Source organism: Ruegeria sp. HKCCA0235A (genome assembly GCF_013033235.1).
In the GTDB taxonomy this organism is placed as follows: Bacteria; Pseudomonadota; Alphaproteobacteria; order Rhodobacterales; family Rhodobacteraceae; genus Ruegeria.
Window position 1 is genome coordinate 545,991 of sequence record NZ_WQDQ01000001.1, and the last position, 25,032, is coordinate 571,022.

Consider the following 25,032-nt stretch of genomic DNA (forward strand, 5'->3'; position numbering starts at 1 on the left):
GATTGAATGACAGATGCCCCCAGAGCGGTCAATTGAATTGTCATCGCAGCCCGGCTGCGGCAAGATAAGCATATGAAAACGCTGTTTCCCATGCTGTTACCTTTGATGGTGCTGACTTCTTGCGGACCACTTTCGCTTTACTACCGCGAAGGTGAAACCGTATCGCGCCTGCAAAAAGAGACCACTCAGTGCCAGCTGAAGGCGGTCAAAGAGGTGCCGGTAGCCAATCAGATCCGCCAAAGCCCGCCAACCTACTGGCCGGGGCGTACATATTGCGATGGCAGGGGTCGTTGCTATCGATCACCCGGCTGGTGGCAGCCCGGCCGTGTTTATACCGTGGATGTGAATCAGGGCCTGCGCAACACGGTCGAAGCGCAATGCATGGCCCAGAAAGGGTTTCGACCCGTCAGCCTGCCGCCGTGCAAGCAGAACGTCAAATCACGCGTGCCCGCGACGCGAACAACCACTTTGCCACCGCTCAACAGCGCGTCGTGCTTTGTGAAATTCGATGACGGCTCATTTCAGATCATAACACCTGGTCAGGCCGGCTGAGGCCGTGCGACCGGCAGATTATTCTGCCGGTTCGGGTTCATCGATTTGCGCCACGCGCGCACCGGATTTGTTCGAAGTCACCACGCCCAGCGATTTCAACTTCCGATGCAGGGCACTGCGTTCCATGCCTACAAAGCTGGCCGTGCGGCTGATATTGCCGCCAAACCGGTTGATCTGTGTCAGCAGATACTCTCGCTCGAACGCCTCGCGGGCTTCGCGCAACGGCAAGGTGGCCAATGCGCCAGACAACACGACACGACCTGAATCTTCTGCCTTTTCTTCCTCGTTGGGCAACTCACGCGCCTCAATCGGGCCGGAGCCATCGCCAAGGATCAGAACCCGCTCGATCAGGTTTTTGAGCTGGCGCACGTTGCCGGGCCAGGTCATCGTCTGCAACAGCGCGACAGCCTCTTCCGAAAGTTCCCTGATCGGCAAACCCTGAGTTTCGTTGCACATCTCAATAAAGTGCTGCGCCAGAACCGGGATATCTTCACGCCGATCTTCCAGTGACGGCACGGCAATCGGCACGACGTTCAGACGGTGGTACAGCTCTTCGCGGAACCGTTCAGCCGCGATTTCTTCGTCAAGATCCTTGCTTGTTGACGAGATCACGCGAAGGTCCACGCGCACCTTGTCACTGCCACCGACACGCTGGAACTGCTGATCCACCAGCACCCGCAGGATTTTTGATTGTGTCCCAAGGGGCATGTCGGCAACTTCGTCAAAATAGACCACGCCTCCATGCGCCTCTTCCAGCAAACCCGATTCCACGCCGCGTTCTGCCGATTCCCGGCCAAACAGCACCTCTTCCACACGTTCGGGTTCGATCCCGGCGCAGTTTACCGTGACAAATGGCGCGTTGGCGCGATTTGAATGGGCATGGATGTACCGTGCTGCAATCTCTTTGCCGGACCCAGCTGGGCCGCTGAGCATCACGCGGCCATTCGACTTGGTCACCTTGTCCAACTGCCCCTGCATGGCGCGGAACGCGGCGGATTTGCCGATCATGTCGGAATTGTTGACTTCTTTCCGCTTCAGAGACGCATTCTCGCGACGCAGGCGAGAGGTCTCCATCGCGCGGCGGATCACCACCATCAACTGGTCTATGTTGAACGGCTTTTCGATAAAATCATAGGCGCCCTGCTTGATTGCGGCGACGGCGATTTCAATGTTGCCGTGGCCCGAAATGATCACCACCGGCACATCCGGGTTGTCGCGTTTCACCGCTTTCAGGATGTCGATGCCATCCATTCGGCTGTCTTTCAGCCAGATATCCAGGATCAACAACCCCGGCGGTTCAGAGTTGATCGACGCCATGCACTCGTCCGAGTTGGCCGCCAGCCGGGTTGAATAGCCTTCGTCCTCCAGAATGTCGGACACCAGCTCGCGAATATCGCGTTCATCATCTACGATCAGAATGTCACTCATCTTTGGCCTGCTTTCAGTTTGTTGGTTCTAATTGCCTGCTTCTGTGGCGCTGCCGTTTGGGACACAGTAACCCCCGGCAATCGGATCACGGCCATCGCGCCAAAATGGTCCTGTCCGTCAAATACGGGCGCATCCTCGAGGGTCAGCGCGCCGCCATGCTCTTCAATGATCTTCTTGACGATGGGCAGGCCCAGCCCGGTCCCTTCGTCACGTGTTGTTACATAGGGCTCAAACAGCCGTGCCCGATCCTCGGGCAGGCCGATCCCGTTGTCTGCAATGGTTATGACCGTACCCGCATCATCATTGGTAACCGCCACTTTGATCTGTGGCTGAAGGTTGTCGGGCGCCCCTTTTTCCTTAAGGGTTACAATTGCTTCCCCGGCATTCTTGATGAGGTTGGTAAGCGCCTGGTTCAGCATGGTTGCATCCACATCGGCCATGATGGGCTGTTGCGGCAGATCGGCATCAATGTGCACATCCGGCTGCCCGGCCTGTTGCAGCAGGACCGCCTCATGCACCAGATCAACAAGGTTTTCTTCCCTGCGTTCAGGTTCGGGCATCCGTGCAAATTTCGAGAATTCATCCACGATGCGACGCAGATCGTTGGTCTGCCGCACAATCACGTTGGTCATCGAATCCAGGCTGCTGCTGTCTTCCTCATCCAGTTTGCGCGAGAACTTGCGCTTGATCCGTTCCGCGCTCAGCTGGATCGGGGTCAGAGGGTTCTTGATCTCATGCGCGATGCGGCGGGCCACGTCACCCCAGGCCGCCATCCGTTGGGCGCTGACCAGATCGGTGACGTCATCGAAGGCAACCACATAGCCTTCCAGGCCGCCATCTTCTCCGCGACGGATGGCCATGCGGACCAACAGGTTCTCGAGCCGTCCCTTGCGGGTCACTTTGATTTCGCCCTGAACGGCCTCTTGCCCGCTGTCCTTCAGACTTTCAAACAGGGGCAGAAATTCCGGCACCGCAATGCCGATGGCCAGATGCTGCTCGCCCCCGGTCCAATCCAGCAACCGCTCGGCCGAACGGTTCACGAAGGTAATGCATCCTTCCGGGTCCACCCCAACGACACCCGAAGTGACCGAACTGAGCACCGAATCGAACAGACGGCGCCGGCTTTCAATTTGCCGCGTGTTCTCCAACAGCGTATCGCGCTGTCCTTTCAACTGCCGGGTCATCTGGTTGAAATACCGGCCCAGCATCGCGATTTCGTCGTCGCTGGCCTCTTCAATCACCTGGACGCTCAGATCACCGGCCCCAACCCGCTGCGCCGCGGTGGTCAACCGCCCCACGGGACGCGACAGCCGTTCCGCAAACCACATGCCCAGGGACATAGCCGCAAGGATCAGGATCAACGCAAAGCCCAGATACAACAGGCCGAACTCAAACAGCACCCTGCCCCGTTCGCTTTCCAGTTGCTGATAGAACTGTGCCGTTTCCTTGGTATCGTCGAGCAGCGTCAACAACTGCCCATCCACCTCGCGGCTGACATAGAGATAGCGATCCAGATAAGCCTTCAGAGGAACCAGCGCGCGGAACTCGTTGTTGGGCCAGTCGGCGATGATCAGCAGGCCCTTGTCGGTGGCTTCTGCAATCTGCTCGGGGGTTGGGGCTTCGTAGTTGAACAGGTAGGACCGGTCCCCGCGCGATTTGATTTCGCCACCACCGTCGATGACATAGGCTTCGCGCAGCCCCCGTTGAATCTGAGCTTGCCCCTGCGCCAGAACTTCGCGCAGTTCAGCGTCCGAGATATAGAAGTCCAGCGATCGGGCGTTGTCCAGATATCGCGCAAGAACAGACGCGTCTTGCGTTAACCCTCGGCGGTGTTCCTGTTCATACGCTTCTGCCGCCGTCAGCGAAGATCCCACAACCTGGCGAACGCGGTCGGAAAACCAGCCCTCAAGCCCGATATTGACGGTCAATCCGGCGAAAATCGCCACGGTCACGGTTGGAACCAGCGCCAGCAGAGTAAACGCCCCGATCAGGCGCAAATGCAGGCGCGAACCCGCCGACTTGGCCCGACGTGCGGCAATCAAGCTGCCAACCTGCCCAAGCACAAGTGCAGCAACAACCAGAACGTATACGAGATCGGCCAACAGAATCAGCCGCAAGGTCGGTGCCGTCGCGCCAAGATCGAAAGGACCGATGACAAGGTAAGTGGCCAGCGCCAGAACAGGCCCCATGAGAACCAGGCCAAACGTGCCAAAATTGCGCAGTTTCCGTGATTTACGCCATCGACTGATCGATGGGATCATCCCGCTCTGTGCTCGGGTTGCCACTGTCTGCCCTCATCCTGATGTGCCGCTTGCGCGGCTTACCGCCATATATCGTGATCTTTTCCCTACAGATGCCGGGATGCCACGGTTTGTGTGGCGATATTACATCAGTTTGCGTCGACGTGTCACCTGAATATCGAGATCCGTAATCTTTTTTCGCAACGTATTTCGGTTGATTCCCAGCAAATCGGCACATTTCGCCTGATTTCCGCCAGTTGCATCCAACGCGATTTCGATCAGTGGGGCCTCAACTTCCCGCAATATGCGTTGATACAGGCCCGGGGGCGGCAGAATGTTGCCGTGCAGGTCAAAATACCTCCGCAGATGCCGCTCGACCGAGGTCGAAAGCTTTTCGCGTTCACCGCCGCTCAGGACCGGTTCCGCCTCTGGCTGGCTGCCAAGCACCGTTTCCACTTCGGCTTTCGTGATTTCATCAGCACGGCTGGTCAGACCCAACCGGCGCACGGCATTTTCCAGTTGCCGCACGTTCCCGGGCCAGGAATAGCGCCGCACCAGTTCCACCGCCTCGGGGCTAAGCCAGCGCTTGGTGCCGTTTTCCCGCTCTTCCCGCGCCAGGAAATGCTCGGCCAGCAGCGGAATGTCATCCACCCTCTCGCGCAGTGATGGAACGTGGATCGTCGCCCCGCACAAGCGATAGTAAAGGTCCTGACGGATGCGCCCGTTCTCCATCCCTTCGGTCAGGTCCGACTGGCTGGTGGCCATGAAACGGGGAACGTGATCGCCCGGCGTGTCCATCATGCGGACGATGCGCGCCTGAACCTCATCTTCGATATCTGCGATTTCGTCTATCAACAGCGTGCCGCCGCGAACCCGCGCCATCACACGGGCCGGGCCTTCCAGATCGCGCAGTTCGGCAGCGGTGACAGTGACAAAAGGCAAGGTTCGACGGTCGGAAAAATCGTGAATGGCTCGCGCAATCAGTGACTTGCCCGTGCCGCTTTCCCCGGAAATCATGACCGAGAGATCCGTGTTCATCACCCGGGCGACCAACCGGTAAAGGGCCTGCATCACCGGTGTTCGCCCGACCAGTGGCAGCTCTTCTGGGCGCTCGCTTGTGCCCACGGCCGGCTCTGGCTGGGCGCGTTGCTTCTGATCCAGCGCCCGCGCCGTCCGTTTCATCAGATCCGGCAGGTCGAAGGGTTTTGGCAGATAATCGTACGCATCCGCCTCTGTCGCCTGAATCGCCGTCATGATGGTGTTTTGTGCGGAAATCACGATCACCGGCAAACCGGGGCGGTCTTCGGCAATCTTCGGCAGCATCTCAAGACCGTTTCCATCAGGCATGACCACGTCGGAAATCACCACGTCCCCTTTCCCCTCGCCGACCCAGCGCATCAACGTGGTCAGTGATGAGGTCGCATGCACCTTGCACCCGGCACGCGTCAGGGCCTGTGTCAGAACAGTGCGGATCGTGCGATCGTCGTCCGCGACCAGTACGGTGCCATCCATCAGGTGCTCTCCTTCTTGTCCTCGATTGCGTCTCGCGGCGCGCGGCGCAGCGACAGTTTGAATACCGTTCGCCCGGGCACGGATTCGGCCGAAATCCAGCCGTCATGGTCCGAGATGATCTTGCTGACCAGCGCCAGCCCCAGGCCGGTGCCGTTTTCCTTGCCGGATACGAAGGGATCAAAAATGTCGCCGCGGATGTCTTCTGGCAGGCCCGGACCATCATCGATGATCTCGATCTGCAAGGGCAGCGAATGCCCTGACCCGTCACTGCGACGTAACCGGAAGGAATGTTCGAAATAGGTCCGCAGGCGGATCGTTCCGCCCTGCGGTCCTGCCGCTTCGGACGCGTTCCTGAGCAGATTCAGGATCACCTGCAGAATCTGATCCGGGTCTCCGTAAGCCAGCGGCAGCGACGGGTCATAGTCTTCGACGATCGTCATGTCAGCGCCAAATCCCAACAATGCCGACCGTCTTGCGCGATCCAGCACATCGTGGATGTTGACCGGCTTGAAGTCAGGTTTCTGAAGGTTCCCGAATTGCTCGACCTGTTCCAGCAACTTCACGATCCGGCGGCTTTCGGCAACAATAAGGTCAGTCAGTTCAAGGTCTTGTGGCGGTATATTCATGCTGAGCAACTGCGCCGCACCGGTGATCCCGGCCAGCGGATTCTTGATCTCGTGCGCCAGCATTTCCGCCATGCCGATGGCGGATTGTGCCGCGGATTTGACCGTATTCCCCCGCGTCATCCGACCTGCCAATTCACGAGGCGAGATGATCATGATCATAGAGCCCGGATGCCCGACCAAAGGCGCAATCTGCAACGCGCATTGCAGTGGCGCCCGGCTACCCGACCCCACATCCACATCATTCACGAACAATGGCGTGCCCTGCCAGCGGGCGCGCTCGAACGCCTCTTCCAAAGGCGCGTCCACGGCGATCTGATCCCACACCGGATGGCCGATCACCGATTTGCGCGACGCGTTCAGAAACCCCTCACCCGCAGCATTCACATCGGATATCCGATCCTGTTCATCAATAATGAACGCCGGAACCGGCAGCGAGTTCCAGATGCTGGCATCGGAATTCATGCCGCCACCTCGTCCGTGTCGCTGAGCGCATCTGCCAACAGACGCAGAACTTCCGCCGGATCACGTGACGTCAGGACCGCCCGGCGCAAGGGCGCAGGCGTTGCGGCTTCGTCCATGTACCATCCCAAGTGCTTGCGGGCGACACGCAGACCCAGATCAGCGCCATAGAAATCCAGCATCGACTGATAATGCGCGCAAACCATATCAACCAGATCATGACCGGTCGGAATCTCGGGCGCCTCGGCCCCGTACAGGTCGTGACAGATTTGCGCCAACACCCAGGGCTTGCCCTGGGCGCCACGACCGACCATCACCCCATCCGCGCCGGATTGGCGCAACGCGGTTCGGGCGGCGTCAGTGTCCACGATGTCTCCGTTCGCGATGACCGGGATCGATACGGCCTCTTTCACCGCCCGGATCGCCTGCCAATCGGCGTGACCCTTGTAGAACTGACAGCGTGTGCGGCCATGGATCGTGACCATCTGAATACCCGCGTCCTGAGCGCGGCGTGCCACGTCGGGCGCGTTCAACAGACTATCGTCCCATCCCAGCCGGGTTTTCAGCGTCACCGGCAGATCGACCGCGCCCACAACGGCCTCGATCAGTGCCAGCGCGTGGTCCGGCGTTTTCAGTAGGGCCGAGCCGGAATAACCGTTTGTTACCTTCTTGGCGGGGCACCCCATGTTGATGTCGATCACCCGCGCGCCACGGTCGGCCAACTGACGGGCCGCCTCGGCCATCCAATGGGCCTCGCGCCCGGCCAGTTGCACGGCGGTGTTTTCCACATCCGCGGACAGTTCCGCCCGTTCCCGCACGCCGGGCTTGGCCTGTACCATCTCTTGACTGGCGACCATTTCACTGACGACCATACCCGCACCGAAACGCATCACCAGATCGCGAAACGGGCGGTCGGTGATTCCGGCCATGGGGGCCAGCAAAACAGGCGGTGCTATTTCTTTGTCGGCAAGGTGCAATGTCAACGTGCTTAATCCTTGGGCAGTTGTGGATTTGATATCGGTTTCTGCGCATATGAACAACAAATCGGCATGCAGCAAGCCCGCAAAATCATCATTTGCCCATTTTTTAATCACATGGCCATGGGTGATTGCCTCTGCATTCACCGCCGCCTAAACAATGCCCATCACGAGGAGAGCGCGCACATATGACAACTGCCGCCATCATAGTTGCCGCCGGTCGCGGGTCGCGCGCCGGGGGTGGCGTGCCAAAGCAATGGCGCAGCCTTGCGGGCCGGCGGGTGGCCGATTGGACGATCGAGCGCTTTCGCGGACAGGTGGATCACATTGTTCTGGTGTTGTCCGACGAAGACAGCGTCGCATGGGAAGAATTCCGTGAAACCGACCTGATCCTGGCTGCGGGCGGAACGGATCGCGCGGGATCGGTGCGCAATGGATTGGCTGCACTGGCCGACCGGAACGTACAGCGCGTTTTGATCCACGACGTTGCAAGGCCTTGCGTCACACCCCGCATCATCACCGACGTTCTGAACGCCCTGGAAACATGTCCGGCGGCGGCGCCCGGGCTGGCGGTGACCGATGCGCTGTGGGTTGGGCATGAACAGGCCGTGACCGGTACGCAGGATCGCAGCAACCTGTTCGCCGCGCAAACTCCGCAGGGGTTTCACTATGACGCCGTCACCGCCGCCCACGCCGCCCATCCGGGCGGCGCTGCGGATGATGTCGAAGTGGCCCGCGCCGCCGGGCTTGATGTCTGCATCGTACCGGGCGATGCGGACAATCTGAAAATCACCCGACCCGAGGATTTTGCCCGGGCGGAACGCATAATGGGAACGGAAATGGATGTAAGGCTGGGCAACGGGTACGATGTGCACCGTTTTGGCGATGGGGATCATGTGATCCTTTGCGGTGTGAAAGTGCCACATGACCGCGGACTGCAAGGCCATTCGGATGCCGATGTCGGAATGCACGCGGTCACCGATGCGATCTATGGCGCACTGGCGCAGGGGGATATCGGGCAACATTTCCCGCCTTCGGATCCGCAATGGAAAGGCGCCGCCAGCGAGATTTTCCTGCGCCACGCGGTCGAGCTGGCGGGGCAGATGGGATACCGTATCTCGAACGTCGATTGCACGCTGGTCTGCGAATATCCAAAGATTGGCCCTCATGCACCAGCCATGCGAGAAAAAATGTCTGAAATCATGGACCTGCGTGCAGATCAGGTTTCGGTCAAGGCGACAACGTCCGAGCGTCTGGGCTTCACCGGCCGCAGCGAGGGCATCGCCTCTTTGGCCACGGCATGTCTGGTGAAAGCATGAACGCGGCACAGATGATCGGGACTGTCGGTGGCGTTGGCTATTTGCGCCCTGCCCCGGGCACCTGGGGATCGCTGGTGGCCCTGCCAATGGCCTGGGTATTGCACATGCTGGGTGGTTTCCCGTTGCTGGCCCTGGCAACGGTTGCGGTTTTTGTCGGCGGCCTGTGGGCCACACGCGTGATGACCGAAGGTCAGGATGACCACGACCCATCTGAAATCGTCATCGATGAGGTCGCAGGCCAGTTCATTGCGCTTTGGGCAATTTCCTATCCGTCCTGGGCGCATGGAATCGACATTACCGCGCTCTGGCCCGGCTGGGTTGCTGGGTTCATCCTGTTTCGTCTGTTCGACATCACCAAACCCGGCCCTGTCGGCTGGGCCGATCGCCGCGGCGATCCGATGGGCGTGATGCTGGATGACGTGATTGCGGGTATATTTGCAGCCATCGGAGTGATGGTTCTGGCAGGTATCGCACACGGAGTTCTGGGGTTATGAACGTGACAGACCTGCTGGACCGCGCCAAGGCGCAGGGCGTGATAATCGCCACCGCCGAAAGCTGCACCGGAGGCATGGTCGCTGCGGCCCTGACCGATATTCCCGGCAGCTCTGCGGTCGTAGATCGGGGTTTCGTCACCTACACCAACGAGGCCAAACAGGACATGCTGGGCGTTCGGGCCGAAACGCTGAACGCGCACGGTGCGGTTTCCGAACAGGTGGCCCGTGAAATGGCAGATGGCGCACTGCGCAACTCGCTGGCGCAACTTGCCGTCTCGATCACGGGAATTGCCGGGCCGGGCGGGTCCGAATTCAAACCCGAAGGGCGTGTTTGTTTCGGCTTGGCCGTCAAGGGACGGCCGACGCATGTTGAAACCGTCGAATTCGGCGCACCCGGTCGCGATGCCGTGCGGCGCGCGGCGCGTGACCACGCCTTGACCCTGCTGTACACGGCCCTTTCCGCAGACGCCTAAACTTTCAGCACATGGCCAAAAAAACCGCTTCTTTTGAAGTCAGTTGAAAAAAGGCTGCCAAAACAGGCACTTTTTTTCGCTTTGCCTCTTTTTTCTCCAACCGACGGTGGCTTGAAACAGCCCACACCGCTCACGCAGCGCCGATCCGTGCCCAGTTTCCACGGATCCGCGCACTCATTCGGAAGGGAGAATGGCCCATGAACGGAGCCGATACAGCCTGGATCATCGTAGCAACCGCTTTGGTCCTTTTCATGACATTGCCAGGCCTCGCCCTGTTCTATGGCGGGCTCGTGCGTGCCCGAAATGTCCTCAGCGTTTTCATGCATTGCTTTGCCATTGCCTGTTTGATGAGCGTCCTGTGGCTGGTCGCGGGGTATTCCATCGCGTTCGGACCCGGTGAAAGCGGGCTTTGGGGTGGTTTGGGCAAGGCCTTTCTCAACGGCGTCGATGTGGACAGCCTTGCCGGAACCCTGCCCGAGATCCTGTTCTTCGCCTTCCAGATGACCTTTGCCATCATAACCCCTGCGTTGATCGTGGGCGCTTATGTCGAACGTGTGGGCTTTGGCTTTGTCCTGACCTTTTCGGCGCTGTGGATGCTGCTGTGCTATGCGCCCGTGGTGCACTGGATCTGGGGTGGCGGGATGCTGGCTGATGGCGGCATTCTGGGCGAGATCGGTGTGCGCGACTTTGCAGGCGGCATCGTGGTGCATGAAACCGCTGGTCTGGCAGCGCTGATTGTTGCGATCATCCTCGGGCCGCGTCGCAACCGCACCACTCCGCCGCACAACCCCGGTTATGTCATGGTCGGCGCCGCAATGCTGTGGGTCGGCTGGTTCGGTTTCAACGGTGGTTCGCAACTGGCCGCCGATGGCGGAGCGGCGATGGCCATGACCGTCACGCACCTGTCCGCGGCTACGGCATCGCTAAGCTGGGCCCTGTGGGAGCGTATCCGCTTTGGCAAGGCCTCGATGGTCGGTCTGGTCACCGGCACAATCGCGGGTCTGGCCTCGATCACGCCTGCATCGGGTTTCGTCGGTCCGGTTCAGGCCCTGATCATTGGCGCGGTGGCCGGTGTTCTGTGTCAGGAAGCCGTCAGCATCGTGCGTAACAAGCTGAATATCGACGACACGCTGGATGTCTTCGCCGTGCATGGTGTCGGCGGTATTTTCGGCACGCTCATGATCGCCCTGTTTGGCCTTGGAACCTGGACCGCTCAGTTGGGCGGGCTCGTTATCGTGGGTTCCTTTACGGCAGTTGTCACGTTTGTGTTGGTCAAACTGGTTGCACAGATCACGCCACTTCGCGTAGACGCCGAGACCGAGACAAATGGCCTCGACCTCTCGGTACATGGCGAGCGGGCCTATGACATGAGCAGTTAAGCCCACCTTGGCTGCCCATCGCCCGTATGGGCAAAAGCGGACCTCTTGGGGGTCCGCTTTTCTTTTGTCCAATCCCTCTCGACTCCGGCCCAAGGGTCGGGCTATCAGCCCGCAACGTGTTTTCAGCCCCGAGGTTTGCGCCATGATCCCCAGTTCTTTTCCCGACAGCACCGAAATCGCCCGCCTGACTGCACGGATGCTGCTGGAGATCAAGGCCGTGCATTTCAACTCGCGGGAACCGTTCACGCTGGCCAGCGGGCTGCCCAGCCCGACCTATATCGACTGCCGCAAACTGATCTCGTACCCGCGCATCCGCTCGACCCTGATGGATTTCCTGACCGTCACGGTAATGCGGGAGGCTGGCTTTGAGGCATTCGACAACATCGCAGGCGGGGAAACGGCGGGCATCCCCTTTGCCGCCATGGTCGCCGAGCGCATGGCTCTGCCCATGACCTACGTGCGCAAGAAACCCAAGGGCTATGGCCGCAACGCCCGAATCGAGGGGGCGATGAGCGAAGGTGAGCGTGTGTTGCTGGTTGAAGACCTGACCACTGATGGCGGCTCGAAACTGTCCTTTGTCGATGCGATCCGCGAAACCGGTGCCACCTGCGGGCACACAGCCGTCATCTTCTACTACGGCATCTTCCCCGAGACCGAGAAAACGCTGGGTGATCATGGCGTCAAGCTCCACTCGCTCTGCACATGGTGGGATGTTCTGGCCGAGGCCAAGGCACAAAAAGCCTTTGATCAGGAAACACTTGAGGGTGTCGAAGCTTTCCTGAACGACCCGCGCGGATGGCAAGAGGCCAATAAACCAGCATAAACCTCTTGTGGAAGGATTGGGGATAAACCCGAAAGAATCGGGCAGGTCGCCACGATATATGGTGACTTTTCCGACAATTCCTACATAATAAGCGATGCATATGCAGGCATCCAAGCGGTCTGGAAAGTTATCCCTAGGCTTTACCCCAAGTTAGTCACAGGTATTTCCAGATAGCTTGCGGTGACGTTTCGCGTGTAGAACCTCGGAACGGGCAGCGGGGACAAAATGAACGAGATCAGCAGTATCGAGCAGGCAGCGGCACAGATTCAGAACGCCGAAACCATGCCGCATTCCATTGAGGCCGAACAACAGCTTCTGGGTGCGATCCTGACCAATAACGACCTGTACGACCGGGTCGCCTCGATTATCGGGGCTGAACATTTCTATGATCCGGTCCATGCCCGTATCTACGAGGTGGCCTCGGCCCGTATTGCAAAGAATGCGCTCGCCTCGCCCGTGACGCTCAAATCATTCATGGCCGAGGATGAGGGCCTGAAGGAACTGGGCGGTCCCGCCTATCTGGTCAAACTGGCCGGCGCTTCGATCAGCGCATTCGCGGTGCACGACTATGCCCAGATGATCTATGACCTTGCCATCCGGCGCGAGCTGATCCGGCTGGGCCGCGACATCTCGGACAAGGCGGCGCGGGTCGATGTCTCGAGCGAGCCGAAAGAACAGATCGTCGAGGCCGAGCAGCAGCTGTATCAGCTGTCCGAGCAGGGCCAGACCGAGCAAGGCTTCCAATCATTCCTCAAGGCAGTTACCGAAGCCGTCAACGTCACCAACGAGGCCTACCAACGCGGCGGCGGCATGGCCGGGATTTCCACCGGTCTGGCCGATCTGGACAAGCAATTGGGTGGCTTGCACCCGTCCGACCTGATCATTCTGGCCGGGCGGCCATCCATGGGTAAAACCTCGCTGGCGACCAACATCGCCTTCAACGTTGCCAAGGCCTACAAGCGTGGCACAAAGCCCGACGGCAGCGAAGGCGCGGTCGATGGCGGTGTTGTTGGCTTCTTCTCACTCGAGATGAGCGCGGAACAGCTTGCGGGCCGGGTTCTGGCGGAAGCCTCGGAGATCTCCAGCCACAAAATCCGTCAGGGCGACATGACCGAGGCCGAGTTCCGTCGTTTTGTGGATGCGGCGAAAGAGCTGGAAGCCTGTCCTCTGTTTATTGACGACACCCCTGCCTTGCCGATCTCGCAACTCGCCGCCCGGGCACGACGGTTGAAACGGACCCACGGGCTGGACTTGCTGGTCATCGACTATCTACAGCTTTGCCGGGGCATGGCCGACAACCGGGTAAACGAAATCGCCGAGATTTCGATGGGCATGAAAGCCATCGCCAAGGAACTGAACATCCCGGTCATTGCGCTTTCACAGCTGTCGCGCCAGGTGGAAAACCGCGACGACAAGCGCCCGCAGCTGTCCGACCTGCGCGAATCCGGCTCGATCGAGCAGGACGCCGACGTTGTGATGTTTGTGTTCCGCGAGGAATACTACAAAGAGCGCGAAAAGCCCGGCGATCACGAACTGGAAAAGATGGAAGAGTGGAAGCAGGCGATGGAACGTCTGCACGGCAAGGCCGAAGTCATTGTCGGCAAACAGCGTCACGGACCCATCGGTACGGTCGAGTTGTCGTTCGAAGCCCAATTCACCCGCTTTGGCAATCTGGTCAAGCCCTGGCAACACGGTGGTGAAATCGAGGGTTATTGATCGCGGACAAAACACCTCCCCCAGATATGAAACGCCAAGCCCTTTGGTGTTTTTCCTGCCCGGTATTAACGTGACGGTGACGTTCAACCCAACGCGCCAAACCCGCCCGGAGACCCACTGATTTGCCCGCGATCATATCGGAAATAAGATATCGCAACGGCCCGAACTTTGCTCCGGACGGAGATTTCATTGAAATCCGGGTTCCGACCGGAACCGACGTCACCGGCTTGCAGGTCGATGTTTACAACCCCAATGGCTCGGTGCGCAGTTCGACGGATGTCGACAACGGAACGATGACCACCGTGGGCGGGTTCGACTATTACGTGATTTCGGCGCGCATCAACCGGTTTGGGGCGGTCTCACTTTCGGACAATGGTTCGGTTCTCAGCTTTGTATCCTTTGACTCGCAGGTTACTGCGACACAGGGACCGGCCAGCGGCCAGACCTCGACCCAGATCGGCAGCAACGGCACGGACGATACCGCGTCTCTGTCATCGAAGGACGGGGTGAACTTTGTTGAAGATCCCAATCCCAGCCCCGGCGCACCCTGTTTTGTTTCGGACACCCTGATCCTGACGGACCGTGGCGAAATCAGCGTTCAGGATATCCGCCCCGGTGACAAAGTGATGACGACCGGAGGCAGCGCGGCCACCGTTCGGCTTGTTCTGTCCCGGTCCCTGCGCCAGGCCGATCTGTTGAAGTCACCCGAACTGCGCCCAGTCCGCATCACGGCCGGCGCCCTGGGGCACGGCCTGCCCCGCCGAGACCTGACGGTTTCGCGACAGCACCGAATGCTGGTCCGATCGGACATCGCGCAGCGCATGTTCGACACAAGGGACGTTTTGGTCTCGGCCATACGGCTGACAGACCTGCCGGGCGTTTACGTGGATTACGATGCGACGCAGGTGGTTTATCATCACGTTGTCTGTGACCGTCACGTGGTTCTTTTTGCCGAAGGCGCGCCAAGTGAAAGCCTGTTCACCGGCCCCGAAGCCCTCAAATCCCTTCCGCCCGAAGCGTTGCACGAGCTGTTGCAGATTTTTCCGGGTCTCGACTGCAATAAGGATATGGACCCTGCCTTTTATATCCCCAGCGGAAGGCGACAGAAAAAGCTGGTGGCCCGACATGTCCGGAACAGCAAGGCGATCATAGATGAGGCTCTGTTCTAGGCTCTAGATCCGAGGCCATCGACCAAAGCGAAAAAACCGATCCCGCCTACCACAGCAATGGATTGTTCAGCGCGGAAACGCATCGCGACGGGCCTTTCAGCGGTTTCAGGTCAAAACCGTCCAGCGCCTGTCCCAACCAGCCGTGCGGATGGCTGAGTTTCAGCGGTGGCTGGGCAGTATCCTCGGTGATCTGCACAAAACCCGATTTGCAATAATAGGCCGGGTCGCCATAGGTCAGTGCCACGTCCACACCTGCGGCCCGCAAGCGATCCAGACCATGGGAAATCAGCGCCTGTCCAATACCTGTTTTTTGCCTGCCCGTTTGCACGGCCATCGGCGACAGGATGAACACATTGCGCGTATCCTGCGAAAACGTCATCCGGGAAAAGATGGCACAGCCAAGCAGCTCGTGATCGTGTTGAGCCGTGCACACCAGGATATCTTCAGGCGGCGTGCTGTTGAGCAATTCACGTACGAATTCACCTATTGCCGCCCCCTCCTCTGGCCCTTCCGATGCGGAAAAAACGTCTGCAAAAAGACGGATGATCTCTGACGGGTCCCGGGTCAAACCGGTAGAAAAATCCATGGCTCCCTCATGAGTTGACGTTGCGCCCGGTCTTTACCGGAACCGAACGATCCGGTTCCCAGGATCGCTTTAACGTTGATGTGAAGACAATCCCCAAAACATGCAACCATGGCGGAATGCTGCCATTTCTTCTGGTTTTTTGGAGTTTTCCGTAACAACAAACCAAACACCAACATAAACCGACAGGTAAATGCGCCATTCCCTCTTGACCTTGGACGGCGCAATGTCATGAACAGTGCCATGAGTACTGCACGTTTGACGATCAATCTTCAGGCGCTCGCCAGGAATTGGCGGGCGCTCGACGCGAAAACCGGGGTCGAAACCGGCGCCGTGGTCAAGGCCGATGCCTATGGGCTGGGTGCCGGGCCCGTCAGCGATACGCTGGCCGAGGAAGGCGTTCACAAGTTTTTTGTGGCGGCCGCAGAAGAAGGCGCCGCTGTCCGCAAGGCGGTCGGCCCCGGCCCGATGATCTTTGTCTTTTCCGGCCATATGGAGGGCGACACAGACCTTCTGCGCGCCAACGACCTGACGCCGCTGATCAACTCGGGCGAGCAGTATCAGCGCCATATGGAGGCCCTACCCGACCATCCCTTTGGCATTCAGCTGGACAGTGGCATGAACCGGCTGGGTCTGGAACCCGCCGACTGGGCCGAACTGCGCCCAAGGGCTGAGGCCCTGAACCCAGCCGTTGTCATGTCTCATCTGGCCTGCTCGGACGAGCCGGACCATCCGATGAACCGGCAGCAGCTGAAAACCTTCCGCGAGATGACCGACGGTATCGCCGCGCCGCGTTCTCTGGCTGCGACCGGCGGTTTGCTTTTGGGGCCCGAGTTCCATTTCGATTTCTGCCGCCCGGGCATCGGCCTGTATGGCGGCCTGCCCTTTGCGGATGCCAAACCCGTTGTCACCGTCGACCTGCCTGTCATTCAAGTGCGCAGATTGGCCGTGGGCGAAACCGTTGGTTACGGCAACAGTTGGGTAGCGCGCCGGCCGTCCCGTATCGCCACCGTCGCGGCCGGGTATGCGGACGGCCTGCATCGCGCCATCGGGGGCGGCATCGACGCCTTCGCTGGCAATCAGCCCTGCCCGGTTGTTGGCCGTATCTCGATGGACCTGATCACGGTGGACGTCACGGACCTGCCCAAAGACCCGGAACGCCTGCGTATCCTGAATGGCCATCAGACCGTCGATGATCTGGCCGAAGCTGCCGGGACAATTGGCTATGAAATCCTCACATCAATGGGCAATCGCTATTCGCGGGGCTATGTGGAATGAACCCGCTCACCGCGCTCGGAGGTCTGGGCCGCACAGTTCTTAGCCTGCTTGCGGCCTTTGGCCGGGTGGCACTGTTCGCGCTTGATGCGATTTCGCACATTCTGCGCCCCCCCTTCTATCCGCGCGAATTTGGCATGGCCCTGCTGAACATCGGCTGGCTGTCTCTGCCGGTCGTCGGCCTGACCGCGATTTTCACCGGCGGTGCGCTGGCGTTGCAGATCTACGCTGGCGGCGCGCGTTTCAACGCCGAAGCGGTGGTGCCCCAGATCGTCGCCATCGGCATGGTGCGAGAGCTCGGCCCGGTTCTGGTCGGCCTTATGATTGCTGCGCGCGTGACCTCATCCATCGCGGCCGAAATCGCCACGATGAAAGTGACCGAACAGATCGACGCGCTGGTCACGCTGTCCACGCATCCGATGAAATACCTCACCGTCCCGCGCGTTCTGGCCGCCCTGATCACGGTGCCGGCTTTGGTGGCAGTGGGTGACATCATCGGAATTGCCGGGGGTTACACCGTCGCCACGCAAAATCTGGGCTTCAACCCGGCCGCCTATCTGAAAAACACGGTCGATTTCCTTGAAGCCCGCGACATCGTCTCGTCGCTGGTCAAAGGCGCGGCCTTTGGCCTGATCGCGGCCATCATGGGCTGTTACTACGGCATGAATTCCGGGCGTGGTGCACAGGGCGTGGGACGCGCCACCAAGGGTTCGGTCGAGGCCGCGGCGGTGCTGATCCTGGCCGCAAACTTCGTTCTCACAGGGGTATTCTTCTCACTATGATCCGGATGGAGAACGTACATAAGGCCTTTGGCGACAACCACGTGCTGCAAGGCATGAACCTTGAGATCCCCAAGGGCACCTCGATGGTCATCATCGGCGGTTCGGGCACCGGAAAATCGGTCGCGTTGAAATGCATTCTGGGCCTGATCAAGCCCGACAGCGGCATGATCTATGTGGACGGTAAAGACGCCAGCAAGGGCGACCGTGATGCCTTTCTGGCCCGGTTCGGGATGTTGTTTCAGGGCGCGGCCCTGTTTGATTCACTGACCGTCTGGCAGAACGTCGCCTTCCGCCTGCTGCGTGGTTCTCTGAAACGTCCCACTGAGGAAGCCCGCGAAATCGCCATCGAAAAACTGCGCCGCGTGGGCCTGAAATCCGACGTGGCCGACCGCTTTCCGGCGGAACTGTCAGGCGGCATGCAAAAACGCGTGGGCCTTGCCCGCGCCATCGCCGCCGAGCCCGAGATCATCTTTTTCGACGAACCCACCACCGGTCTTGACCCGATCATGTCCGGCGTCATCAATGATCTGATCCGCGAAATCGTGACCGAGATGGGCGCCACCGCGATGACCATCACCCACGACATGAGTTCCGTCCGCGCGATTGCCGACAACGTCGCCATGCTGCACGGAGGCGTGATCCAGTGGACCGGCCCGGTGGGCCAGATGGATGCGTCTGGTGATCCCTACGTGGAGCAGTTCATCAGCGGGAGCGCAGAAGGGCCGATTGAGGCGGTGCGTTAATCTTCGCTCTTTGCCAGCCACTTTGCCGAGCGTTCGATAACGTCCTGAGGAATAGCTTCGGCGCGCCTTGTCTGCAGGTTGAGCAAGACGCATTTGAAAACCGTCGAAAATGTCGTTTCACCGTCCATCACTCGAACTAATTTGTGGCTGAAAGTCATGGACTTCGTTCCTACTTTCAGGATTTCGCTTTCCATTTGGATCGCCTCGCCGGCACTCAATTCCGCAAGGAAATTGCTTTCTGCATAGACCACCGCAAAGGATAGCTTTCTTCCCGACCGCATGTCTTCGGACGTCAGCCCCAACTCTGCCTGCAACGCAAAAACGGAATCCGAACATGCCGCAAAATACTTGGACACGTTCATATGCCCCAGAAAATCACAGTCCGATGGATCGACAATTGACTTGAAGGCCACAAAACCCGACATCATTCCTCCCCGTCTAAAAATAACTCAGTGGCGAGTGCTGGTTTAAGGTAACCATATCAAATCATCGCCGCAAATTTCGAAATCTTACCTAGACGCCCAGTCATGCCCCTCCGCCTCGCCACCCTCTCCCTCCTGATCCTCTACCCCATCGCGTGGTTCGCCCCACTAATGCGCGCAGGATTCCTGCCGATCTTCGGCCTCAGCGAAATCAGTGTCATCACCGGGCTGCAATCCTTGTGGAAATCCGACGTCTTCCTCGCGCTGATCGTCACCATCTTCGCCCTCTTCGCGCCCTACATCAAAACCATCGGCACCGCGCTGATCCAATGGAACCTGCTGGATGCCCGCGTCCAACCTGCGCTCAACATCCTCGGCAAGCTGGCCATGGCCGACATTTTCCTGATCGCGCTTTACATCACTTTGGCCAAGGGCATCTCATACGCCACCGTTGAGACCGCATGGGGTCTCTACCTGTTCACGGCCTGCATTTTGGCGTCGATCGTGCTTGGCCATATTACAGAGATGACATCCACTTCACGAAAAGCTCAGACCTAATTGATTGAAAACACAAATCTAAGTATCATCTTTATATTTCGAGCAGCAGTGTTTTGTAGTTTTCGGGTCCGCAGCGGATCGTACGCAATCGTTAGGTTACCTTCCGCTTTGGCCCGGTGTGTACCGGTTTGAGAAGGAGTTCGACGATCATGGCCGCCCTCCACAGTATTACATTGCAATTTCAGAATGCCTTTTTAAGACTGACTTTTTTCCTGATCTTTTTGGCGGCCTTATTGGCCGTTTCAGCCACACTGTTATCCGCTTTTGGCGTATTGCCCTGGCTCTCGATGCAGGCCGGATTTGGCGAGGCACCGGCAAAGGATGCCGGCATGATCATCCAGATTGGCCTGACAGCGCTGATTCTCATGCTGGCGTTTTACCTGCCGGCAAATGCCCGAATGATGGCGCTGGAAAACAACCACCGCAATTTTGCCCTCAATATGCATGACATCGCGGACGCGTATCAAATGGCACATGCCGCCGATCGCGGCGGGCTGTTCATGATGTCGTCCGAGTTTGACGCCGTCAAGGAACGTATGGGGTTTCTGCGCCAGCACCCCGACCTGCAATCGCTCGAGCCCGAGATCCTGGAACTGGCCGCGCAGATGAGCCAGATCAGTCAGGAACTGGCCCGGACCTATGGCGATGCGCAGGTCGAACGCGCGCGGATGTTCCTGCAACAGCGACAGGAAGAGATCGAACTGTTTCAACAGCGTCTGGAAGAGGCGCAGGTCATCCAGAACGAATTGCGCCAATGGACGCGGGATGTGGAAATGGAAGAGATGATCGCCAGGTCGCAACTTACCCGCCTGCGGGATGAGTTGTTCGAGCTTCTGCCCGAATTGTCGACCCAACTGCACACACCGCGCAAAAATGGCTCCTCAAAGGCGTCCAGCGTGGTTGCAATGTCGCCCCTTCGACCGGCGGAATAGGCGCGTCAGCGCCCGCTTCGGGCGATGGCCCATCTGGGCCTGAGACCGCAGCGCGCCATCGGCGATGAGGAAAGCCCACAAGGGCTTGAAGTACCGCCCAAGCTCGGGCACCAAGTGCGTCATGGCAAAGACGACATCCTTCTCCTGCTCGGCCTGCGGTGCGACGCATACAAGATGGTCCGGACGCTGCGACGGTTGCGGCGAATGGAACACCATTGTTCAGGACGCGCCCATATCGACTGGCCCGGCCAGAAAATCCCTCGGCGGCAAACGCGGCCAGTCCATCGCACTCACGGATTTGTCCACCGAGGAAACACCGCCGCCCCGCACCCTCTGCGGGGTCGAGGAGCTGGACCGCGTCTTGGGCGGCGGGCTGGTCCCGGCCTCCGCCCTTTTGGTGGGCGGAGACCCCGGCATCGGGAAATCCACCCTGCTGCTGCAAGCCGCAGCGCGTTTCGCGCGTGCGGGCGTGAAAACAATCTATGTCTCGGGCGAAGAAGCCAGCGCACAGGTTCGTATGCGCGCCCGCCGTCTTGGGCTTGAGGACGCCCCCGTTCAACTCGCCGCCGAAACCAACCTGCGCGACATCCTCACGACGCTGGAAGCCGAAAAACCAGGCCTGGCCATCATCGATTCGATTCAGACGATGTGGGCGGACAATGTCGACAGCGCACCCGGTTCCGTATCACAAGTCCGGGCCGCGGCCCATGAACTGACCACGTTTGCGAAACGGCACGGTGTTTCGATCATCATGGTTGGCCACGTCACCAAGGAAGGCCAGATCGCGGGCCCTCGTGTGGTCGAACACATGGTTGACACCGTCCTTTATTTCGAGGGCGAGCGCGGCCACCAGTTCCGCATCCTGCGCGCGGTCAAGAACCGTTTTGGGCCAGCGGACGAAATCGGCGTGTTCGAGATGACCGGCAAGGGTCTGGCGCAAGTGACCAACCCCTCGGCCCTGTTCCTGTCCGAACGTGGCAGGCCAAGCCCCGGCTCTGCTGTTTTTGCGGGCATTGAAGGCACCCGTCCCGTGCTGGTCGAATTGCAGGCTCTGGTCGCACCCTCGCCCCACTCACAGCCCCGCCGCACCGTTGTTGGGTGGGACAGCGGGCGGTTGGCAATGATCCTTGCGGTGCTCGAGGCCCGCTGCGGCATTCCCTTTGCCGGGCTCGACGTCTATCTCAACGTCGCCGGAGGTCTGAAGGTCAGCGAACCCGCCGCCGATCTGGCTGTGGCCGCCGCCCTTCTGAGTGCCCGCGAAGACACAGCATTGCCCGCCGACACGGTCGTATTCGGAGAAATCTCGCTGTCCGGGGCACTTAGACCGGCCCCACAGACCGAAAACAGGTTGAAAGAAGCGCAAAAACTTGGTTTCACGGCGGCAATTGCTCCGGCTGGTGGTAAAACCGGCACTGTGGCAGGTCTGACACTCACCCGACCCTCTGATTTGGTGGGGTTTGTTGGCGAAACCTTCGGAGCAGGTTAAAGTCGCGCCTTGAGGGGCAGAAAAAGAACAGGCGAGGGCCATGGAAGGTTTTACAATAATTGACGGGGTCGTCGCCCTGATCATCGTGCTGTCGGGCTTGCTGGCCTACTCACGTGGCTTCATGCGCGAAGTTCTGGCCATTGCAGGCTGGGTCGCGGCGGCCGTTCTGGCATTCATCTTTGCCCCACAGGCTGTACCGCTGGTCAAAGAAATCCCGGTGGTTGGGGATTTCCTGCGCGACAGCTGTGAACTTTCGGTGATCACCGGCTTTGCAGCCGTCTTTGCCTTGGCTTTGATTGTGGTCAGCATCTTCACACCGCTGTTTTCATCGCTGGTGCAGCGTTCGGCTTTGGGCGGCCTGGATCAGGCGCTGGGGCTGTTCTTCGGCATCGCGCGCGGTATTCTGCTGGTTGCAATCGCCTTCTTTGTCTATGACACGGTCATGACCGGCCAGTCCTATACAATCGTGGACGAAAGCCGCTCGGCCAAGGTGTTCGAGCAGTTCAGCAGCCAGATTGAAGAGCAAAACCCCGAAGCCGCTCTGGGTTGGGTGACTGCACAATACGAGGAACTGGTTGCCAGCTGCACGGCAGGAAACGAACAACCCGAAACCACGGCACCAGCTGACGGGTAAACTCAAGGTGCATTGCATGATGAAAGCCCGGCACTGTCCGGGCTTTTTCTATTCAAATGTACCCTTCCCCGCCACAAACCGTACAGCGGATCGTTTTCAGCCCGAAACACCCGTCGCACCGGCTGGAGATCGGTTTGCCAAGAATATCCCGGCTTTTGACAACTTCGCCCGCCCCGTTGCAGATCTGACAGGGCGCCCGGCCCATTCCCCGGCACCTGTGGCACCGTTGTTTGATCCGCTCCTGCTTCTTTTGAGGTTTATGTTGCCACATTCCGGCCCTTTGCGTGCCTCACCCATCCTGATTTGCACATATTAATTGGCATGACAGCACATATGATTGCACATGTCATCTCCTTCGTGAACTTGCCCCGATCTGCGAAATCCTGACCTGCGGCAATAGGTGAGTGTGATCCTTTGATGACAGCCACGCCATTAGGCATTATGTGGAGGCCAACCCGCCACGGAATCGGAGCCACCGATCTTGTTCTTTCTGTTCGAATGCGCGCTGGTCGTTGTGATGGTCGCCCTATTGGCGTCGTTGTCGCCTGCCACCAAACTGACAGCACGCGCCTTGCAGAGGATCCGAAGCCGAACGGCGGTCAACCCTCAGGTCAAATCGTCATAGAAGTTGGAGCCCCGTAAATGTGTGGGATTTTGGGAATCGCAAGCCGGACACATGATGTGTTTGCCGAAATCTATGACGGGCTGCTGATGTTGCAGCACCGGGGTCAGGATGCCTCAGGGATCGTGACCTACAACGGCGAGTTCTTCCGCGAAAAGAAGGCCAACGGTCTGGTCAAGGATGTGTTCAACGCCCAGGATGCAGAAACCCTGTTGGGTCGTGTGGGCATGGGTCATGTGCGCTACCCGACGGCGGGGTCTCTCAGCGCGGCCGAAGCGCAACCCTTTTTCGTGAACGCCCCTTACGGCATCTATCTGGTTCACAACGGCAACATCACCAACACCGCTGAGCAGCGCGAAAAGGTTACCGGCAAATACAGCCGGCACCTGCGCACCACGTCAGACTCTGAAATCCTTCTGAACGTCTTGGCCGACAAAGTGGCGGACGCGATCAAGGTGAATGGCAACGGCGAACCCATCCGCAATCTGTTTGCCGGTGTGAAGATGACGATGGAACGCGTTCAGGGCGCCTATTCCGTGATCTGTCTGGTCGCGGGTGTCGGTATGCTGGCCTTCCGCGATCCGTTTGGCATTCGCCCACTTTCGGTCGCCAAACGCGAAGTGGACGGAGACGGTGATGATTATGCCTTTGCCTCGGAAGACGTGGCCTTTGGCATCAACGGCTTTGAAAAGCTGCGTGATCTTCGCCCGGGTGAGGCGATCCTGATCGATCTGGACGGCAACATGCACGAGTATCAGGCGGTCGAAGGCAAGCTGACGCCCTGCATATTCGAGTATGTCTACCTGGCGCGCCCGGATTCTTTGCTGGACGGTGTTTCGGTTTACAAAACGCAGATGCGCATGGGCCAGACGCTGGCGAAACAAATTCAAGACTCGGGGTTGGAAATCGATCGGATCATACCGGTGCCCGACAGCGCCCGCCCCGTGGCTCTGGAAGCCGCAAAGATCACCGGCATCCCCTATCGCGAAGGGCTGGTGAAAAACCGCTATGTCGGGCGTACGTTCATCATGCCGGGTCAGGCGGAACGGCAGAAATCCGTCCGCCGCAAGCTGAATGCCGTGCCGCTGGAATTCGACGGCCACAGTGTTCTGCTGATCGACGATTCCATCGTACGGGGCAACACCATCAAGAAGATCGTTCAGATGTGCCGCGATGCCGGGGCCAAGAAGGTCTATGTCGCCAGCGCATCGCCGCCGGTGAAATACCCCAATGTCTATGGTATAGACATGCCCACCAAGGCCGAGCTGATCGCGAACGGCAAGGAAATCGAAGAGATCCGCGAAGAACTGGGGGCCGACGCCCTGTTCTATCAGCACCTGGAAGATCTGATCTGGGCCGCCAAGGAAGGTAATCCCGAGATCGAAGCCTTCGACTGTTCCTGTTTTGACGGCAAATACATCACGGGCAGCGTCAGCGAAGGTTATCTGGACAATCTGGAGAACAGCAGCCGTGTCAGCCAGAAGCGCGCCGACATGCAGGTTCCGGGCGGGTCCTGGAATGCGGCGAAACTGGCCTCGGGCTGAGCGGACGAAACGGGACTGACACAATCGGTTTTCCGTTCTGAAAAGCGAATCAAAACGGCGGATCATCCCGGCCGTTCGATAGCTGTCGGCCGGACTGATTGCTGTCATGTGATGTGAATGAGTGGAAATCTGCCACAACCAGTCGGCGAATTCCACGCAATCACAAGGGCTTTTTTCAAGGGCGCCAAATCGCGATGACACCTGTCCGTGCAGCGCTTTTGTTCGCTTGAACGTTTTGCTATCTGGCCGCGACCACTCACTCAAAAAGGGGTCCGGGTCACGCC

The 25,032-nt window shown here is 59.1% G+C and carries 24 protein-coding genes; 16 read left to right on the forward strand and 8 right to left on the reverse strand.

Annotation, left to right across the window (positions count from 1 at the left end; genetic code table 11):
* The first annotated feature begins 72 nt into the window (after positions 1-72).
* Positions 73-552 carry a hypothetical protein gene (locus GOW56_RS02680; protein WP_171167879.1) on the forward strand — a complete coding sequence of 160 codons (480 nt, stop codon included), beginning with the start codon at positions 73-75 and terminating at the stop codon, positions 550-552.
* An 18-nt stretch (positions 553-570) separates the two neighbouring features.
* Here the strand turns inward: GOW56_RS02680 and GOW56_RS02685 are convergent, their stop codons facing one another.
* From GOW56_RS02685 to dusB, 5 genes are all read right to left on the reverse strand, one after another.
* Positions 571-1,980: a sigma-54 dependent transcriptional regulator gene (locus GOW56_RS02685; RefSeq protein ID WP_152458151.1), complete on the reverse strand. Its 1,410-nt coding sequence runs from the start codon at positions 1,978-1,980 to the stop codon at positions 571-573.
* The gene (locus GOW56_RS02690; RefSeq protein ID WP_171116529.1) at positions 1,977-4,241 is read right to left on the reverse strand and encodes a PAS domain-containing sensor histidine kinase; all 2,265 of its coding nucleotides are present in this window, start codon (positions 4,239-4,241) and stop codon (positions 1,977-1,979) included. Before GOW56_RS02690 ends, GOW56_RS02685 begins: the two co-directional genes overlap by 4 nt.
* 123 nt (positions 4,242-4,364) lie before the next feature.
* Complete coding sequence (locus GOW56_RS02695) at positions 4,365-5,732, reverse strand: response regulator (RefSeq protein ID WP_171167875.1); 1,368 nt, start codon at positions 5,730-5,732, stop codon at positions 4,365-4,367.
* On the reverse strand, positions 5,732-6,820 hold the full coding sequence (locus GOW56_RS02700) for a nitrogen regulation protein NR(II) (protein ID WP_152458153.1): 1,089 nt from the start codon (positions 6,818-6,820) through the stop codon (positions 5,732-5,734). Before GOW56_RS02700 ends, GOW56_RS02695 begins: the two co-directional genes overlap by 1 nt.
* The gene (gene dusB / locus GOW56_RS02705) at positions 6,817-7,800 is read right to left on the reverse strand and encodes a tRNA dihydrouridine synthase DusB (RefSeq protein WP_256368119.1); all 984 of its coding nucleotides are present in this window, start codon (positions 7,798-7,800) and stop codon (positions 6,817-6,819) included. The genes GOW56_RS02700 and dusB overlap by 4 nt, the downstream gene beginning before the upstream one ends.
* 182 nt (positions 7,801-7,982) lie before the next feature.
* On the opposite strand from dusB, the gene GOW56_RS02710 reads away from it, so the two are divergent.
* The 7 genes from GOW56_RS02710 (at position 7,983) to GOW56_RS02740 (ending at position 15,167) form a co-directional block, all read left to right on the forward strand.
* Positions 7,983-9,113: a bifunctional 2-C-methyl-D-erythritol 4-phosphate cytidylyltransferase/2-C-methyl-D-erythritol 2,4-cyclodiphosphate synthase gene (locus GOW56_RS02710; protein WP_171204860.1), complete on the forward strand. Its 1,131-nt coding sequence runs from the start codon at positions 7,983-7,985 to the stop codon at positions 9,111-9,113.
* On the forward strand, positions 9,110-9,607 hold the full coding sequence (locus GOW56_RS02715; RefSeq protein ID WP_171205028.1) for a phosphatidylglycerophosphatase A: 498 nt from the start codon (positions 9,110-9,112) through the stop codon (positions 9,605-9,607). Before GOW56_RS02710 ends, GOW56_RS02715 begins: the two co-directional genes overlap by 4 nt.
* Positions 9,604-10,080, forward strand: coding sequence for a CinA family protein (locus GOW56_RS02720; protein ID WP_171204861.1), 477 nt, complete (start codon positions 9,604-9,606; stop codon positions 10,078-10,080). The genes GOW56_RS02715 and GOW56_RS02720 overlap by 4 nt, the downstream gene beginning before the upstream one ends.
* Before the next feature lie 197 nt (positions 10,081-10,277).
* Positions 10,278-11,459 carry an ammonium transporter gene (locus GOW56_RS02725; RefSeq protein ID WP_171204862.1) on the forward strand — a complete coding sequence of 394 codons (1,182 nt, stop codon included), beginning with the start codon at positions 10,278-10,280 and terminating at the stop codon, positions 11,457-11,459.
* Positions 11,460-11,601: 142 nt separating this feature from the next.
* The gene (locus GOW56_RS02730; RefSeq protein WP_171115637.1) at positions 11,602-12,282 is read left to right on the forward strand and encodes an orotate phosphoribosyltransferase; all 681 of its coding nucleotides are present in this window, start codon (positions 11,602-11,604) and stop codon (positions 12,280-12,282) included.
* Between the two features lie 225 nt (positions 12,283-12,507).
* Positions 12,508-13,998 (forward strand): replicative DNA helicase, encoded by a 1,491-nt coding sequence (locus GOW56_RS02735; RefSeq protein WP_171204863.1) that lies wholly within the window; start codon positions 12,508-12,510, stop codon positions 13,996-13,998.
* 122 nt (positions 13,999-14,120) lie between these two features.
* Positions 14,121-15,167: a Hint domain-containing protein gene (locus tag GOW56_RS02740; RefSeq protein ID WP_171204864.1), complete on the forward strand. Its 1,047-nt coding sequence runs from the start codon at positions 14,121-14,123 to the stop codon at positions 15,165-15,167.
* A gap of 46 nt (positions 15,168-15,213) precedes the next feature.
* Here the strand turns inward: GOW56_RS02740 and GOW56_RS02745 are convergent, their stop codons facing one another.
* Positions 15,214-15,753 carry a GNAT family N-acetyltransferase gene (locus tag GOW56_RS02745; RefSeq protein ID WP_171204865.1) on the reverse strand — a complete coding sequence of 180 codons (540 nt, stop codon included), beginning with the start codon at positions 15,751-15,753 and terminating at the stop codon, positions 15,214-15,216.
* Between the two features lie 240 nt (positions 15,754-15,993).
* Between GOW56_RS02745 and alr the strand changes: the two genes are divergently transcribed.
* The 3 genes from alr to GOW56_RS02760 are packed head-to-tail and all read left to right on the forward strand — an operon-like array spanning position 15,994 to position 18,550.
* Positions 15,994-17,028: an alanine racemase gene (gene alr, locus GOW56_RS02750; protein ID WP_171167853.1), complete on the forward strand. Its 1,035-nt coding sequence runs from the start codon at positions 15,994-15,996 to the stop codon at positions 17,026-17,028.
* The gene (locus GOW56_RS02755) at positions 17,025-17,807 is read left to right on the forward strand and encodes an ABC transporter permease (protein ID WP_171167852.1); all 783 of its coding nucleotides are present in this window, start codon (positions 17,025-17,027) and stop codon (positions 17,805-17,807) included. The genes alr and GOW56_RS02755 overlap by 4 nt, the downstream gene beginning before the upstream one ends.
* Complete coding sequence (locus GOW56_RS02760; RefSeq protein WP_171167850.1) at positions 17,804-18,550, forward strand: ABC transporter ATP-binding protein; 747 nt, start codon at positions 17,804-17,806, stop codon at positions 18,548-18,550. Before GOW56_RS02755 ends, GOW56_RS02760 begins: the two co-directional genes overlap by 4 nt.
* Here GOW56_RS02760 and GOW56_RS02765 read toward each other — a convergent pair.
* Complete coding sequence (locus GOW56_RS02765) at positions 18,547-18,975, reverse strand: thioesterase family protein (protein WP_171115623.1); 429 nt, start codon at positions 18,973-18,975, stop codon at positions 18,547-18,549. The genes GOW56_RS02760 and GOW56_RS02765 overlap by 4 nt on opposite strands.
* A gap of 102 nt (positions 18,976-19,077) precedes the next feature.
* On the opposite strand from GOW56_RS02765, the gene GOW56_RS02770 reads away from it, so the two are divergent.
* Positions 19,078-19,530, forward strand: a complete 453-nt coding sequence (locus tag GOW56_RS02770) for a paraquat-inducible protein A (RefSeq protein WP_152458166.1) — start codon at positions 19,078-19,080, stop codon at positions 19,528-19,530.
* 181 nt (positions 19,531-19,711) lie between these two features.
* Here GOW56_RS02770 and GOW56_RS21710 read toward each other — a convergent pair whose 3' ends face one another.
* Entirely contained in the window at positions 19,712-19,867 is a 156-nt protein-coding gene (locus GOW56_RS21710; RefSeq protein ID WP_254447140.1) for a hypothetical protein, read from the reverse strand.
* Between GOW56_RS21710 and GOW56_RS02775 the strand changes: the two genes are divergently transcribed.
* From GOW56_RS02775 to purF, 4 genes are all read left to right on the forward strand, one after another.
* Positions 19,860-20,462, forward strand: a complete 603-nt coding sequence (locus GOW56_RS02775; protein ID WP_254447141.1) for a DNA repair protein — start codon at positions 19,860-19,862, stop codon at positions 20,460-20,462. The two genes, GOW56_RS21710 and GOW56_RS02775, sit on opposite strands and share 8 nt — an antisense overlap.
* A 121-nt stretch (positions 20,463-20,583) precedes the next feature.
* Entirely contained in the window at positions 20,584-21,948 is a 1,365-nt protein-coding gene (radA, locus tag GOW56_RS02780) for a DNA repair protein RadA (protein WP_152458168.1), read from the forward strand.
* A 40-nt stretch (positions 21,949-21,988) separates the two neighbouring features.
* Positions 21,989-22,582, forward strand: coding sequence for a CvpA family protein (locus GOW56_RS02785; RefSeq protein ID WP_152458169.1), 594 nt, complete (start codon positions 21,989-21,991; stop codon positions 22,580-22,582).
* Between the two features lie 642 nt (positions 22,583-23,224).
* Positions 23,225-24,748, forward strand: a complete 1,524-nt coding sequence (gene purF, locus GOW56_RS02790; RefSeq protein WP_152458170.1) for an amidophosphoribosyltransferase — start codon at positions 23,225-23,227, stop codon at positions 24,746-24,748.
* Positions 24,749-25,032: the final 284 nt, after the last annotated feature.

What these genes read in the sequence shown, in the direction of transcription:
- purF (WP_152458170.1), top strand. Translation starts at nt 23,225, where the DNA reads ATGTGTGGGATTTTGGGAATCGCAAGCCGGACACATGATGTGTTTGCC.
- GOW56_RS02700 (WP_152458153.1), bottom strand. Translation starts at nt 6,820, where the DNA reads ATGAATTCCGATGCCAGCATCTGGAACTCGCTGCCGGTTCCGGCGTTC.
- GOW56_RS02770 (WP_152458166.1), top strand. Translation starts at nt 19,078, where the DNA reads ATGCCCCTCCGCCTCGCCACCCTCTCCCTCCTGATCCTCTACCCCATC.
- GOW56_RS02765 (WP_171115623.1), bottom strand. Translation starts at nt 18,975, where the DNA reads ATGTCGGGTTTTGTGGCCTTCAAGTCAATTGTCGATCCATCGGACTGT.
- GOW56_RS02730 (WP_171115637.1), top strand. Translation starts at nt 11,602, where the DNA reads ATGATCCCCAGTTCTTTTCCCGACAGCACCGAAATCGCCCGCCTGACT.
- GOW56_RS02710 (WP_171204860.1), top strand. Translation starts at nt 7,983, where the DNA reads ATGACAACTGCCGCCATCATAGTTGCCGCCGGTCGCGGGTCGCGCGCC.
- GOW56_RS02695 (WP_171167875.1), bottom strand. Translation starts at nt 5,732, where the DNA reads ATGGATGGCACCGTACTGGTCGCGGACGACGATCGCACGATCCGCACT.
- alr (WP_171167853.1), top strand. Translation starts at nt 15,994, where the DNA reads ATGAGTACTGCACGTTTGACGATCAATCTTCAGGCGCTCGCCAGGAAT.
- GOW56_RS02735 (WP_171204863.1), top strand. Translation starts at nt 12,508, where the DNA reads ATGAACGAGATCAGCAGTATCGAGCAGGCAGCGGCACAGATTCAGAAC.
- GOW56_RS02785 (WP_152458169.1), top strand. Translation starts at nt 21,989, where the DNA reads ATGGAAGGTTTTACAATAATTGACGGGGTCGTCGCCCTGATCATCGTG.
- GOW56_RS02745 (WP_171204865.1), bottom strand. Translation starts at nt 15,753, where the DNA reads ATGGATTTTTCTACCGGTTTGACCCGGGACCCGTCAGAGATCATCCGT.
- GOW56_RS02690 (WP_171116529.1), bottom strand. Translation starts at nt 4,241, where the DNA reads ATGATCCCATCGATCAGTCGATGGCGTAAATCACGGAAACTGCGCAAT.
- GOW56_RS21710 (WP_254447140.1), bottom strand. Translation starts at nt 19,867, where the DNA reads ATGATCATGCCGGCATCCTTTGCCGGTGCCTCGCCAAATCCGGCCTGC.
- GOW56_RS02775 (WP_254447141.1), top strand. Translation starts at nt 19,860, where the DNA reads ATGATCATCCAGATTGGCCTGACAGCGCTGATTCTCATGCTGGCGTTT.
- GOW56_RS02685 (WP_152458151.1), bottom strand. Translation starts at nt 1,980, where the DNA reads ATGAGTGACATTCTGATCGTAGATGATGAACGCGATATTCGCGAGCTG.
- GOW56_RS02680 (WP_171167879.1), top strand. Translation starts at nt 73, where the DNA reads ATGAAAACGCTGTTTCCCATGCTGTTACCTTTGATGGTGCTGACTTCT.
- radA (WP_152458168.1), top strand. Translation starts at nt 20,584, where the DNA reads ATGGCAAAGACGACATCCTTCTCCTGCTCGGCCTGCGGTGCGACGCAT.
- GOW56_RS02760 (WP_171167850.1), top strand. Translation starts at nt 17,804, where the DNA reads ATGATCCGGATGGAGAACGTACATAAGGCCTTTGGCGACAACCACGTG.
- GOW56_RS02755 (WP_171167852.1), top strand. Translation starts at nt 17,025, where the DNA reads ATGAACCCGCTCACCGCGCTCGGAGGTCTGGGCCGCACAGTTCTTAGC.
- GOW56_RS02715 (WP_171205028.1), top strand. Translation starts at nt 9,110, where the DNA reads ATGAACGCGGCACAGATGATCGGGACTGTCGGTGGCGTTGGCTATTTG.
- GOW56_RS02725 (WP_171204862.1), top strand. Translation starts at nt 10,278, where the DNA reads ATGAACGGAGCCGATACAGCCTGGATCATCGTAGCAACCGCTTTGGTC.
- GOW56_RS02720 (WP_171204861.1), top strand. Translation starts at nt 9,604, where the DNA reads ATGAACGTGACAGACCTGCTGGACCGCGCCAAGGCGCAGGGCGTGATA.